Raw genomic sequence first — 13,231 nt, 5'->3', positions numbered from 1 at the left:
TGGGACGGCGGCAGGACGTGGGGCGTGTCCCGGCTCACACCCCGTCGGCCGTCGAGATCGTTCATCATGAGCGGATGCTCAGGTTCATGCCCGTCGGTGACTCCATGACGATCGGGAGCACGGGCGAACACACATGGCGCTACCGGTTGTGGCAGCACCTGTGCCGTTCCTACGCCGGTCCCTGCACGCTCGTCGGCCCGCGCGAGACGCTCTACGACAAGCTCGCCGACGCCCCGGTGTCGTACGCCTACGCCGAACCGGACTTCCCGCGCTCCCACCTGGCCGGCTGGGGCGAGGGCTGGCAGCACATGGCGCCGCTGATCGGCGACGCGGTGCGGTCCTGCCGCGCGGACGTGCTGCTGGTCTCCCTGGGCCTGATCGACCTGGGCTTCTACACGAACGCCGAGCAGACCGCCGAGAACGTCCGGGCTTTCACGGCCGAGGCCCGGGCGGCGAACCGCCGGGTGAGGATGGTGTGGCTGCCGGTCACCCCGAACGTGCGCGCCCAGTCGGACGCGGCCTTCGCCGGTGAGGTCACCCGCTTCAACGAACTCCTCGCCAAGACGGCGGCCGACCTCGACGAACCCGGCTCCCCCGTCCTCCTGGCCTCACCCCCGCCCTCGTACGACGTCGCCACCGACACCTACGACGGCACCCACCCCAACGCCAGCGGCGAGCACAAGATCGCGGCCGCCTTCGCGGCGGCGATGCACCAGGGTTGGGACCTGGCCGGCCCCTACGCGGAGTAGCTCTCCTCGATTCCTCGGACCAGGTGCTCCGCACAGGGCCGGACATCGAGGTCGTCCCACCGCTCGTCCTCGTCCCCGAGGTAGACGGCCCGGGCGCGGGCCAGGACGGGCCGGTGCGCGGCGGGCAACCGGTCGGCGGCCCACTCGGCGGCGGCGTCCTTCGACCGGATGCCGCCGGTCACGAGGGTGCTCCACACCCGGGCGAGCGTGAGCAGCACGTTCCGGGTGTCCGTCGCCAGCTCGCCCATGAGCTCCGGCACCCCGGCCACGATCGCCCGCCGGAGGTCGGCGGCCGGCACGGGGTCCAGCAGCTCGGCGGGCCGGGGGCCGAGCAGCGGGGCGTCGGCCAGCAGCGCCATCGTGAGCACGGGGGCGAGATCGGGGTTCGGCCCCGGGGCCGGGGTCGCCCCGCGCTCGAAGTCCTCCCGCAGCCACTCCCCGTACAGGAACTCGCACGCGGGCGGGTACCGCCAGGGCCGCACGTCGCCCTGCACGACGACGGTCAGCTCGACGGGCCGCAGCCCCTCTCCGACCCCGGACGCCTTGAGCAACTCGTCGACGAGGAAACGGCGTTGTTCCGGACTCGTCGGCTCCCGCACGACGGCAAGGACGTCCACGTCACTGTGCGGGCGCAGGCCGCCGAGGGTGGCGGAACCATGCAGACAGACACCGAGGAGGGAGTCGCCGAGGGCGGCCCGGAGGAGCCGGACGAGGTGGCCGGTGTCCGGCTGTTGCGGCATGTGCGCTCACCCCTCGTGGTCGCCGTGCGTCTCGTTGTACAGCGCGGCTGCCCGTTCCGCAGCCCGGATTCGACACGCGCTTGCCTGGAGCGCACTTCAAGACGTTGGCTGGGAACCATGAAGTACACGCAGCTCGGACGCACGGGACTCAAGGTCAGCCGGCTCGTCCTCGGCACCATGAACTTCGGACCGCAGACCGACGAGGCCGACAGCCACGCCATCATGGACGCGGCGCTGGACGCGGGCATCAACTTCTTCGACACCGCCAACGTCTACGGCTGGGGCGAGAACAAGGGCCGTACCGAAAGCATCATCGGCAACTGGTTCGCGAAGGGCGAGGGACGGCGCGACAAGGTCGTCCTCGCCACCAAGGTGTACGGCAACATGGGCTCCGACGGCCCGGCCTGGCCCAACCACGACAAGCTCTCCGCGCTCAACATTCGGCGGGCCGTGGACGCCAGCCTGAAGCGGCTCCAGACGGACCACATCGACGTCTACCAGTTCCACCACGTCGACCGGGACACCCCCTTCGACGAGATCTGGCAGGCGATCGACGTCCTGGTCCAGCAGGGCAAGATCCTCTACGTCGGATCGTCGAACTTCCCCGGCTACAAGATCGCCCAGGCGAACGAGATCGCCGCCCGGCGCGGCGGAACCATCGGCCTGGTCAGCGAGCAGTGCCTGTACAACCTCGCCGAGCGGCGCGCCGAGATGGAGGTCGTCCCGGCCGCGCAGGAGTACGGGCTGGGCGTCATCCCGTGGTCGCCGCTGCACGGCGGTCTGCTGGGCGGTGTCCTCAAGAAGGAGGTCGAGGGCGGCCGCCGCGCCTCCGGCCGCGCGGCCGACGCGCTCAACGACCCCGCCACCCGCGCGCAGATCCAGTCCTACGAGGACCTGCTCGACAAGCACGGCGTCGAGCCCGGCGAGGCCGCCCTGGCCTGGCTGCTCACCCGCCCCGGCGTGACCGGCCCGATCGTCGGCCCGCGCACCGCCGAGCAGCTCGCCTCCGCCGTCCGCGCCTCCGAGCTGGACCTCTCCGAGGACCTCCTGACCGCCCTGGACGAGATCTTCCCGGGCCCGGGGCCGTCCCCGGAGGCCTTCGCCTGGTAGTCGCGGGTGGGCCGGCGCCCCTTCTTCCGGGGGCGCGGGGCTGTGTCGATGCCGGCAGTTCTCCGGTCGCCCTGAAGGGGCGCGGGGAACTGCGCGACCAGCCCCCACCGGCCCGCACCCGAAGAGCAACCGGGGAAGCCGTCCGCGATCCCCCCGCCGCCCTACCTCCCGAGCACGGAAGCCAAGGCGACGACGAGAAACATCAGCACGAGCACACCGGCCATGATCCGGTTGCGGGTTTTCGGGTCCACGGCACCGAGCCTAACCGGCGCCGCCGAGAGGCCAGCGCCCGACCGCCTCGTACCGGGGCTGCTCCCCCGGCACCCCCGAGGTCGGCAGATTGCTCCGCACCAGCGCCAGCTCGTCCACCGTCCAGGTCCGGCCCGTGAACCCCGCGAGGGCGTCCAGGAAGGGCCGCACATCCCCTGCGGCCCGGTTCCGCGCCACGGTCAGATGGGCCTTGTACCGCCGGTGCTCCCCCATCGGCACCCCCGCCTTGCGCGCAGCCGCCTCGGCCCGCTCGGCCAGCAGCCGGAGGGTCGCCAGGTCCCCCTCGGCCCCGGCCCACAGCGCCTTCCCGTGCCCGAACTGCCCGCCTCCCCGCACGGCCAGCGAGAACGGCTCGGTACGGCGCGCGGCCCGCTCCAGCCGCTCCGACAGCGCGGGGACGAGCCCGTCGTCGACCTCGCCGTAGAAGGCGAGCGTGAAGTGCCAGCCGGGCCGGCCGGTCCAGCGCATACCGTCGGCGCCGGGCTGCCGGCGCAACTCGTCGACCACGGCGCCGAGTTCACGGCACACCTCGTCCGGGGGCAGCAGGGCGGCGAAGAGTCTCATGGGGCCAGCCTGGCACCATGGGGCGATGCGGATCACCATCCGGGACGGCGGGCCCGACGACATTCCCGCGATACTCGGCATGCTCGACAGCTGTGTGGAGTGGCTGGTCTCCCAGGGGCGCACGGGGCAGTGGGGGACGCGGCCCCTGTCGCAGAGCCCGAAGACGGTGGAGTCGGTCCGCCGGTACATGGCGGAGGGCAGCGTGTACATGGCCGACGCCGACGGCGTCCCCGCCGGCACCCTCACCCTGACCGACTCCGCGGGCGCCTACCTCTCCCACCTCCCCCAGCCCGGCGAACCCGAGCGCTACATCCACTGGCTCGCCTCCGACCGCCGCTTCAAGGGGCACGGCGTGGGCAGCGCCCTGCTCACCCACGCCGCCGAGGAAACCCGCCGCGCCGGGATCTCCCTCCTGCGCGTCGACTGCTACGCCGGCGACGACGGCAAGCTCGTCCGCTACTACGAGTCCAACGGCTTCACCCGCACCGCGGCCTTCACGGTCGGCGAGAACGACTGGCCGGGGCAGTTGCTGGCCCGGAGGGTCTAGGCGGCCTCCGGCCCCGGGCGTGTCCTGGTCACCGTGCGTATCGTTGTACTGCGCGGCCGGCTCCATCCGCGGGTGCGGCCGGGGAGGAGCGCCACGATGACCGTCCTTGCAGACAGGATCGAGATGGCCGACAGCAGCGGTGAACTCACCCTCGACACGATGTTCGAGTGGGTGGAGACGATGCCGGTCCCCGAGGGCTACAAGGTAGAGATCGTCGGGGGGAACATCTTCATGGCGCCTCAGCGGGACACCCACTGGGACATCATCGCGGACATCTACGACCAGCTGCGCAGCAAGTATCCACGCAAGCGCGTGAAGTCCGACGTCCGTGTCGACTACCCGGGCCACCTCAACGGCTTCGCCTCCGACGTCACCGTGATGGCGGAGGGCTCGGCGAAGAACGACAAGGGCGTGTGGCGCTACCAGGACGTCGAGTTCGTAGCCGAGGTGATCTCCAGGAAGACCGGCGCCAACGACTACGGCCCCAAGAAGGACGCGTACGCCGCCGCCGGCGTGCCGGTGTACCTGATCGTGGATCCGTACACCGGCCGCTGGCATCTGCACACCAAGCCCAAGGACGGCGAGTACCGGGGCGAGCTGAGCCTGGACTTCGGGGACGAGATCGACCTGACGGGGACCGTGGTCGGGCTCGTCCTCGAGACCGGCGAGTTCCCCCGGGACTGACGGCGTCCCTACGCCGCCGGAGCCAGCGCCTCCTGTTGCTCCCGGGGCACGAACCGCACCCGGGGATGCCCGCCGTGCCAGCCCACCGACAGGCGCAGGTTGCCGACCCGGGCCAGGATCAGGCCGATGACGGCCGCGGCGAGTGCCGCCACCGCGCCGCCGGCCGCGAGGCCGACCCGCGCGCCGTACGTGTCGGTGATCCAGCCGACGATCGGGGCGCCGACCGGCGAGCCGCCGAGGAAGATCATCATGTAGAGGGCCATGACCCGGCCGCGCATGGCGGGGTCCGTGGACATCTGGATGCTGGTGTTCGTGGTGACGTTGACCGTCATGCCGAACAGCCCCAGCGGGACCATGAGCAGGGCGAACATCCACAGCGTGGGGGTCGTCGCCGCCACGATCTCCAGAGCGCCGAAGGCCATGGCCGCCACGATCAGCAGCCGCAGCCGGGCCGTGCCCCGCCGCGCCGCGAGCAGCGCGCCCGCGACCGAGCCGACCGCCATCAGCGTGTTGAACATGCTGTACGCGCCCGCTCCCGCGTGGAACACGTCGTCCGCGAACGCCGACAGGTACACGGGGAAGTTGAAGGCGAACGTGCCGACGAAGCCGACCAGGACGATCGGCCAGATCAGCTCCGGGCGGCCGGTGACGTACCGCACGCCCTCCCGCAGCTGCCCCTTGCCGCGCGGGGCGCGCTCCACGACGTGCAGCTCACGGGCGCGCATCAGCAGCAGTCCGGTGAGCGGCGCGATGAAGGACAGGCCGTTGAAGAGGAAGGCGTAGCCGGTGCCGACGCCGGTGATGAGCAGACCCGCGACGGCGGGGCCGACCAGGCGGGCGGACTGGAAGTTCGCCGAGTTGAGGCTGACGGCGTTCTGCAGCTGCCCCGGGCCGACCAGCTCGGAGACGAAGGACTGCCGGGCCGGGTTGTCCACGACGGTGGCGAGACCGACCGCGAACGCGGCGACGTACACGTGCCACACCTGGACGTGCCCGGTGAGGGTGAGGACGGCCAGGGCGATCGCCGTGAGCGCCATCGAGGACTGCGTCACGAGCAGCGTGGGCCGCTTGCGCAGCCGGTCGACGAGGACACCGCCGTAGAGGCCGAAGAGCAGCATCGGCAGGAACTGGAGGGCGGTGGTGATGCCGACGGCGGCGGAGGAGCCGGTGAGGCTGAGCACCAGCCAGTCCTGGGCGATGCGCTGCATCCAGGTGCCGATGTTGGAGACGACCTGCCCCATGAAGAACAGGCGGTAGTTCCGCACGGTGAGGGAGGAGAACATCGAGGACTTGCGGGCGGGCCGGGCGGCGGGTGCGTCGGAGGCGGGCGGGGAATCGTGGGGATCAGGTGCGGGGGCGGAAGTTGCTCCGGGTCCCGAACTCAAATGTGTCGCCTCCTTGCAACGGCCTTCTTACAGATGCGCGAGCTTCTCCAGCACGGGGGCGGCGGCGCGCAGTTTCGCCCACTCGTCCTCGTCGAGGTTCTCCACCAGCGTCGCCAGGAACGCGTTCCGCTTGGCGCGGCTCTCCTCGAGCATGGCCTCGGCCTGCTCGGTGCGTGTGACGACCTTCTGGCGCCGGTCCTCGGGGTGCGGCTCCAGCCGGACCAGCCCCTTGGCCTCCAGCAGCGCCACGATGCGGGTCATCGACGGCGGCTGGACGTGCTCCTTGCGGGCGAGCTCGCCCGGCGTGGCCCTGCCGCACAGCGACAGGGTGCCCAGCACCGACATCTCGGTGGGGCTGAGCGATTCGTCGACCCGCTGGTGCTTGAGCCGACGGGACAGCCGCATCACTGCGGATCGGAGGGAGTTCACGGCGGCTACGTCGTCGCCATGGCTGAGGTCCGGCATGTTCTTTAGCGTAACTCATTACTCTCGCTAAAGACCAGCGGGAACGCGCAGGAACGGCCGTGACGCCCGCCACTGAACCGTGACATCACTCATATGGGTGACACGGTGGCGGAACACGCCCCGCCGCACCGAACGGTGCCGCGACCCTCATGGCCATGGGGACCAGCGTGCTCAGCCTGCGAATAGACCACGACCTGCTCGAACGGCTCAGGCACCATGCCGCGAAAAGGGGAATGAGCGTCCAGGACTATGTCGTCCGGACGCTCATTCGAGATGACTTCGACCAGCGGTTCCAGGCCGCGGTGGAGGAGACGGAGAGGTTCTACGGGTCACCCGACTCCGGTGACGAGGATCAGGTCAGACCCAGCGCCGGCATCAGGTAGTAGAAGGCGAACACCGCCGACACCACGTACATCGCCCCCGGCACCTCCCGGCCCCGCCCGGCCGCCAGCCGCAGCACCACGAAGGTGATGAAGCCCATGCCGATGCCGTTGGTGATCGAGTAGGTGAACGGCATCATCAGCATCGTCACGAAGGCCGGGACGGCGATCGTGTAGTCCGCCCAGTCGATCTCCTTGACCGACCCGGCCATGATCAGGAAGCCGACCGCGACCAGCGCGGGCGTGGCCGCCTGGGACGGGACCATCGTGGCGACCGGCGTCAGGAAGAGGGCGACGGCGAAGAGGCCACCGGTGACGACGTTCGCCAGACCGGTCCGGGCACCCTCGCCGACACCCGCCGTGGACTCGACGAAGGCGGTCGTCGCGGAGGAGGAGCTGGCGCCACCGGCGGCGACCGCGAGGCCGTCCACGAACAGCACCCGGTTGATGCCGGGCATCTGCCCCTCGCCGTCGGTCAGCTTCGCCTCGTCGGAGACGCCCATGATCGTGCCCATCGCGTCGAAGAAGCACGACAGCAGCACGGTGAAGACGAAGAGCACACCGGTGAGCATGCCGACCTTGCCGAAGCCGCCGAACAGGCTGACCTGCCCGATCAGCCCGAAGTCGGGGCTCGCGACCGGGTTGCCGGGCCACTTGGGCGTGGTCAGGCCCCAGCTCGGCACCTTGGCCACCGCGTTGATGATCACCGCGAGGGCCGTCATGGCGACGATCGAGATCAGGATCGCGCCGGAGACCTTGCGCACGATCAGCGCGAGAGTCAGCAGGACGCCCAGGACGAAGACGAGGACCGGCCAGCCGTTGAGGTGACCGTCGCCGCCCAGCTGGAGCGGGACGGTGGTCTGGGCGGCGTCCGGGATCCGGGAGACGAAGCCCGCGTCCACGAGCCCGATCAGCATGATGAACAGGCCGATACCGATGGAGATGGCCTTGCGCAGCCCGTAGGGCACGGCGTTCATGACGCGCTCGCGCAGTCCGGTGGCGACCAGCAGCATGACCACGAACCCGGCGAGGACCACCATGCCCATCGCGTCCGGCCAGGACATGCGCGGGGCGAGCTGGAGGGCGACGACGGAGTTCACGCCGAGACCGGCGGCCAGCGCGATCGGGACGTTGCCGATGACGCCCATGAGGAGGGTGGTCAGTGCGGCGGTGAGGGCCGTCGCGGTGACCAGCTGCCCGTTGTCGAGCTGGTGACCGTACATGTCCTTGGCACTGCCGAGGATGATCGGGTTCAGCACGATGATGTAGGCCATCGCGAAGAAGGTGGCGAGACCGCCGCGGACCTCACGGGGCAGGGTGCTGCCCCGCTCGGAGATGCGGAAGAAGCGGTCGAGTGCGCCGTTCGTGGGCCCGGCTCCCGGCTGCTGAGGGGCGGGGACCTTGGCAGGAGCCGAGGAGGACATGTGTTTGGTGTTTCCTACGAAGAGAAGTGGTCAGACACAAACCGTTTCAGTATGAACATATAAGGCCCCGGTCGGCCATCTCCGCGCGTAGACCTGATCGCCTCGTAAGCTGTCCCCATGGCGAAGTGGACCCCCAGGCACGAGGCGCCGGAGCCCCTTGAGGGCCCCGTGGTCGCCACCATCACCGGCGGCACCATCCTGTGGTTCGTCCTCTTCCTGGTCCAGCTCCCCTTCTACGGCTGGTTCGACGACCACGGCCACACCTGGTGGGTGTGGACCTGCCTGGCCGGCGGCGGGCTGGGACTGATCGGCATCTGGTACGTCCGCAAGCGCGACGCCGCGATCAAACGGGCGGAGACCGCCGAGGACCTGTCGGCGACCCCCTCGGCCGAATAGGCCCCCCGGGGGGCCCACGGCACCTTCCTGCCTGCTCTCCGGCGAGACACGCCCCCACCGCCTCCCTACGCTCGTATAAGGCGGCGAAACGCTCGAAAACCGTCGGCGCGAAACCGCCGTCCGACCGGTGAGGAGCGCAGCGATGACGATGCAGAACAGCGTGACCGAGGCCGACCGCGCCCTGAAGACCAAGCACCGGGCGATGTGGGCCCAGGGCGACTACCCCTCCCTGGCCGCCGAGGTCATCCCCGAGCTGGGAGCGGTCCTGGTCGAGGCGTGCGGGGTGCGCTCCGGCGAGCGGGTGCTGGACGTGGCCGCCGGCTCCGGGAACGCCGCGATCCCGGCGGCCCTGGCCGGCGCTGACGTGGTGGCCTCCGACCTGACACCGGAGCTGTTCGAGGCCGGCCGGGCGGTGGCCGAGAAGCAGGGGGCGCACCTCACCTGGCAGGAGGGCGACGCCGAGGCCCTGCCGTTCGGCGACGGCGAGTTCGACACCGTGCTGTCCTGCGTCGGCGTCATGTTCGCCCCGCACCACCAGCAGGCCGCCGATGAACTCGTCCGGGTCTGCCGTCCCGGCGGCACCATCGGGCTGCTGAGCTGGACGCCCCAGGGCTTCATCGGCCGGATGTTCGCCGCGATGAAGCCCTACGCGCCCCCGCCCCCGCCCGGCGCGCAGCCGCCCCCGCTGTGGGGCGACGAGGACCATGTGCGCGCCCTCCTCGGCGACCGGGTCACGGACGTCCGCGCCGAGCGCCGCACGGTCCGGGTCGACCGCTTCGGGACGCCCGAGGCGTTCCGCGACTACTTCAAGGAGCGCTACGGACCGACGATCACCGTCTACAAGCTGATCGCCGACGACCCCGAGCGCACCGCCGCCCTGGACGCCGCCCTGGTCGACCTCGCCCGCGACGGCGACCTGGGCACGGGCCCCGGCGGGACGGCCCTGGAGTGGGAGTACCTGCTGCTCACCGCCCGCCGGGCGGGATGACACCGGGACGTGGCACCGGGGTCCGACGGCGTACAACTGCCGTACGACCACGGCACGAAGTCCGTCCTTCCCAGGTCGGATCTTCGCCGCATTCAGCGGGTGAAGCGGCAAATCCGCACGTACCGTCGAATGCATGACGCATCTCGACGCGGGTGCCCGGCCCGACTCCGCGCGGCCGGCGACGGTCACCTCCCGCGAGACCGGCCTGACCGCCGCTCAGGTCGCCGAACGGGTGGAGCGCGGCCAGGTCAACGACGTGCCGGTGCGCAGCAGCCGGTCCACCGTCGAGATCGTCCGTGCGAACGTCTTCACCCGCTTCAACGCGATCATCGGCGTGTTGTGGCTGATCATGCTGGTGGTCGCGCCGATCCAGGACAGCCTGTTCGGGTTCGTGATCCTCGCCAACACCGGCATCGGCATCGTCCAGGAGTGGCGGGCGAAGAAGACGCTGGACTCGCTCGCGCTGATCGGCGAGGTCAGGCCGACCGTGCGCCGCGACGGGGCGGCCGGGCAGGTCAGCACGTCCGAGATCGTGCTGGACGACCTGATCGAGATCGGGCCCGGGGACAAGGTCGTCGTCGACGGTGTCTGCGTCGAGGCGGACGGCCTGGAGATCGACGAGTCGCTGCTCACCGGAGAGGCCGACCCGGTCGTCAAACACCCCGGCGACCACGTCATGTCGGGCAGCTTCGTGGTGGCGGGCGGCGGGGCCTTCCAGGCGACGAAGGTCGGCCGTGAGGCCTACGCCGCCCAGCTCGCCGAGGAGGCCTCGCGCTTCACCCTCGTCCAGTCGGAGCTGCGGTCGGGCATCTCCACCATCCTCAAGTACGTCACGTGGATGATGGTCCCGACCGCGATCGGGCTGATCATCAGCCAGCTGGTCGTGAAGGAGAACGCCTTCGACGACTCCGTCGCCCGCACCGTCGGCGGCATCGTCCCGATGGTCCCCGAGGGGCTGGTCCTGCTCACCTCGGTCGCCTTCGCCATCGGCGTGATCCGCCTGGGCCGCAAGCAGTGCCTGGTGCAGGAGCTGCCCGCCATCGAGGGACTCGCCCGCGTCGACACGGTCTGCCTCGACAAGACCGGCACCCTCACCGAGGGCGGCATGGACGTCACCGAGCTGCGCCCGCTCCAGGGCACCGACGAGACCTACGTACGGCAGGTGCTCGGCGCGCTCGGCGAGTCGGACCCGCGGCCGAACGCGTCCCTGAAGGCGATCATCGACGCCTACCCCGCCGTCGACGGCTGGCGCTGCACCGAGGCCCTGCCGTTCTCCTCCGCCCGCAAGTACAGCGGTGCCGTGTTCAGCGAGGGCGACGGGCAGACCGGCCGGTGGCTGCTGGGCGCGCCCGACGTGCTGCTCGCGGACGACGATCCGGCCCTGGCCGAGACCGGCCGGCTGAACGAGCAGGGCCTCAGGGTGCTGCTGCTGGCGCGGGTCGCGCGGGACCTGGACGATCCGGAGGTGACGCAGGGGGCGAAGCCCACCGCCCTGGTCGTGCTGGAGCAGCGGCTGCGGCCGGACGCCGCGGACACACTGCGCTACTTCGCCGACCAGAACGTCCGGGCCAAGGTCATCTCCGGCGACAACGCGGTGTCGGTAGGGGCGGTCGCCGCCAAGCTCGGGCTGTCCGGCACCACCGTGGACGCGCGGCGGCTGCCCGCCGAGCAGGACGGCATGGCCGACGCGCTCGACGGCGGCACGGTGTTCGGGCGGGTCACCCCGCAGCAGAAGCGGAACATGGTGGGCGCGCTGCAGGCCCGCGGGCACACGGTCGCCATGACGGGTGACGGGGTGAACGACGTCCTCGCCCTGAAGGACGCCGACATCGGCGTGGCGATGGGCTCCGGTTCGGAGGCGACCCGGGCGGTGGCGCAGATCGTGCTGCTGAACAACAGCTTCGCGACGCTGCCGTCGGTGGTCGCCGAGGGGCGGCGGGTCATCGGCAACATCACGCGGGTGGCGACGCTGTTCCTCGTCAAGACGGTCTACTCGGTGCTGCTGGCCGTCCTGGTGGTCTGCTCGCAGGTGGAGTACCCGTTCCTGCCGCGCCACCTGACCCTGCTGTCGACGCTGACCATCGGCATCCCGGCCTTCTTCCTCGCACTCGCGCCCAACAAGGAGCGCGCGAAGCCCCATTTCGTCCGGCGGGTCATGCGGTACGCGATCCCGGGCGGGGTCGTGGCGGCGGCGGCGACCTTCGCGACGTATCTGATCGCCCGGGAGCACTACACGGGTGCGGGGGCGCTGGACGCGGAGACCAGCGCGGCGACGCTCACGCTGTTCCTGATCTCGATGTGGGTGCTGGCGATCATCGCCAGGCCCTATACGTGGTGGCGGATCGCCCTGGTCGCCGCCATGGCGGGGGCGTTCCTGCTGGTGCTGGTCGTGCCGTGGCTGCAGCACTTCTTCGCGCTGAAGCTGGTGGGGATGACGATGCCCTGGATCGCGGTCGGCATCGCGGCGGTGGCGGCGGCCGCCCTGGAACTCCTGTGGAGGTGGATCGACCGCCGCGTGCCCGCTTAGGGGGCCTCGGCCCTACCGGACGTCGACGTAGTCGCCCGTGGCGTTGACGGCCGGGGTGGTCGTCGTGCCGGCGAAGCTGAAGCGCCAGTAGCCGTCGTACTGGGCGGTGGCCGTGGCCTTCACGTTGCCGTACTGGTCGGACGTCACCGTCTTGACCGTGGTGTACGTGCTGCTGCCCGCCTTGCGGAACTGGAGCTTGACCGGCTGGTTGGTGTAGCCGTGGTAGGCGTTGTCCTCCCAGTTGGCGCGGGACAGCTTGCCGGTGGAGGTGACGGTCTTGCCCTTGGTGACGGGCTCGGGGCCGGCGTTGACGGTCAGCTTGGAGTAGCGCTGCACCCTGGTGGTGCCCAGGCCGCCCTGCATCTTCTCGGCGTCGTCGCTGGTGACGGCGAGGGCGCCGGCGCCCCAGGTACCGGCGTCGGAGTTGAACAGGTCGCCGTCGGCGGGGTGGACGGCGATGACGCCCTTGCAGGTGAGGACCGTCGTCGAGGCGGCGGTGCAAGTGGCAGGGTCGTCGCTGATCAGGACGTTGTCCGCGGCGTCGAGCGAGGAGCCGTGGTAGATCAGCGGGCCGGTGGCGAAGGTGTCGGAGCCGGTGTCGAGGTCCGCGGGGTGGGTCACGGTGAAGGTGACCGGCACGCTCACCACGTTGGTGGTGCCGACGACTATGTTCTTGCCGCTGTTCACCTTCACGTCGGAGAAGGTGACGTCGAGGGTCGACGCGGTGGTGCCCGTGGCCGCGTCGGCGGTGGCGGAGCTGAAGGCCTGCTTGCCGGACGGGACGTCAGCGGCCTGCGCGGCCGGGACGACGAGGGCGGAGAGGGCCAGGGCGCCGGCGACGGCGGCCACGGTGGCTCGCATGTGCATGTGTTTCCCCAGGGGGAGAAGTGATCGCGGAGTCTGTTGACTCACGCGATCAGATCCACCGGCCCCGGGCGGGGTTGTAGGGCAGGGCCCGGGTTTTGCCGTCTCGTCCGCAACGTTTGACGCACGCATGGCATA

14 protein-coding genes are annotated in these 13,231 nt (G+C 70.7%); 8 read left to right on the top strand and 6 right to left on the bottom strand.

Annotated features, from left to right (window positions below; translation table 11 throughout):
* Positions 1-74: 74 nt before the first annotated feature.
* On the top strand, positions 75-749 hold the full coding sequence (locus IE153_RS20010) for a GDSL-type esterase/lipase family protein (protein ID WP_189591124.1): 675 nt from the start codon (positions 75-77) through the stop codon (positions 747-749).
* On the opposite strand, the gene IE153_RS20005 is transcribed toward IE153_RS20010, so the two are convergent.
* Positions 737-1,489: an aminoglycoside adenylyltransferase family protein gene (locus IE153_RS20005; protein WP_189591122.1), complete on the bottom strand. Its 753-nt coding sequence runs from the start codon at positions 1,487-1,489 to the stop codon at positions 737-739. The two genes, IE153_RS20010 and IE153_RS20005, sit on opposite strands and share 13 nt — an antisense overlap.
* 117 nt (positions 1,490-1,606) lie before the next feature.
* Between IE153_RS20005 and IE153_RS20000 the strand changes: the two genes are divergently transcribed.
* A complete protein-coding gene (locus IE153_RS20000) occupies positions 1,607-2,599 on the top strand; it encodes an aldo/keto reductase (RefSeq protein WP_189591120.1) in 993 nt (330 codons plus the stop codon).
* A 261-nt stretch (positions 2,600-2,860) separates the two neighbouring features.
* On the opposite strand, the gene thpR is transcribed toward IE153_RS20000, so the two are convergent.
* Entirely contained in the window at positions 2,861-3,433 is a 573-nt protein-coding gene (gene thpR / locus IE153_RS19990; protein WP_189591118.1) for an RNA 2',3'-cyclic phosphodiesterase, read from the bottom strand.
* A 25-nt stretch (positions 3,434-3,458) separates the two neighbouring features.
* Here thpR and IE153_RS19985 point away from each other — a divergent pair, with 25 nt between their 5' ends.
* Both IE153_RS19985 and IE153_RS19980 read left to right on the top strand, forming a co-directional pair.
* Positions 3,459-3,980 (top strand): GNAT family N-acetyltransferase, encoded by a 522-nt coding sequence (locus IE153_RS19985; RefSeq protein WP_189591116.1) that lies wholly within the window; start codon positions 3,459-3,461, stop codon positions 3,978-3,980.
* Between the two features lie 96 nt (positions 3,981-4,076).
* The gene (locus IE153_RS19980; protein ID WP_189591114.1) at positions 4,077-4,664 is read left to right on the top strand and encodes a Uma2 family endonuclease; all 588 of its coding nucleotides are present in this window, start codon (positions 4,077-4,079) and stop codon (positions 4,662-4,664) included.
* An 8-nt stretch (positions 4,665-4,672) separates the two neighbouring features.
* On the opposite strand, the gene IE153_RS19975 is transcribed toward IE153_RS19980, so the two are convergent.
* Both IE153_RS19975 and IE153_RS19970 read right to left on the bottom strand, forming a co-directional pair.
* Positions 4,673-6,049, bottom strand: a complete 1,377-nt coding sequence (locus tag IE153_RS19975; RefSeq protein WP_189591112.1) for an MFS transporter — start codon at positions 6,047-6,049, stop codon at positions 4,673-4,675.
* 27 nt (positions 6,050-6,076) lie between these two features.
* On the bottom strand, positions 6,077-6,514 hold the full coding sequence (locus tag IE153_RS19970) for a MarR family winged helix-turn-helix transcriptional regulator (RefSeq protein WP_030849396.1): 438 nt from the start codon (positions 6,512-6,514) through the stop codon (positions 6,077-6,079).
* Positions 6,515-6,663: 149 nt separating this feature from the next.
* On the opposite strand from IE153_RS19970, the gene IE153_RS19965 reads away from it, so the two are divergent.
* Positions 6,664-6,897, top strand: a complete 234-nt coding sequence (locus tag IE153_RS19965; protein ID WP_189591110.1) for a ribbon-helix-helix protein, CopG family — start codon at positions 6,664-6,666, stop codon at positions 6,895-6,897.
* On the opposite strand, the gene IE153_RS19960 is transcribed toward IE153_RS19965, so the two are convergent.
* Entirely contained in the window at positions 6,867-8,318 is a 1,452-nt protein-coding gene (locus IE153_RS19960) for an NCS2 family permease (RefSeq protein ID WP_189591108.1), read from the bottom strand. The two genes, IE153_RS19965 and IE153_RS19960, sit on opposite strands and share 31 nt — an antisense overlap.
* 117 nt (positions 8,319-8,435) lie before the next feature.
* Here IE153_RS19960 and IE153_RS19955 point away from each other — a divergent pair, with 117 nt between their 5' ends.
* The 3 genes from IE153_RS19955 (at position 8,436) to IE153_RS19945 (ending at position 12,229) form a co-directional block, all read left to right on the top strand.
* Positions 8,436-8,714 carry a DUF2530 domain-containing protein gene (locus IE153_RS19955; protein WP_189591106.1) on the top strand — a complete coding sequence of 93 codons (279 nt, stop codon included), beginning with the start codon at positions 8,436-8,438 and terminating at the stop codon, positions 8,712-8,714.
* Between the two features lie 142 nt (positions 8,715-8,856).
* Entirely contained in the window at positions 8,857-9,702 is an 846-nt protein-coding gene (locus IE153_RS19950; RefSeq protein WP_189591104.1) for a class I SAM-dependent methyltransferase, read from the top strand.
* A 133-nt stretch (positions 9,703-9,835) separates the two neighbouring features.
* Positions 9,836-12,229, top strand: a complete 2,394-nt coding sequence (locus IE153_RS19945) for an HAD-IC family P-type ATPase (protein WP_189591103.1) — start codon at positions 9,836-9,838, stop codon at positions 12,227-12,229.
* A 12-nt stretch (positions 12,230-12,241) separates the two neighbouring features.
* Here IE153_RS19945 and IE153_RS19940 read toward each other — a convergent pair whose 3' ends face one another.
* A complete protein-coding gene (locus IE153_RS19940) occupies positions 12,242-13,096 on the bottom strand; it encodes a hypothetical protein (protein WP_189591101.1) in 855 nt (284 codons plus the stop codon).
* Between the last annotated feature and the right edge of the window lie 135 nt (positions 13,097-13,231).

It is taken from the genome of Streptomyces massasporeus (genome assembly GCF_014648995.1).
Lineage (GTDB): Bacteria > Actinomycetota > Actinomycetes > Streptomycetales > Streptomycetaceae > Streptomyces > Streptomyces massasporeus.
This window is presented reverse-complemented; position numbering and strand designations above follow the sequence as displayed.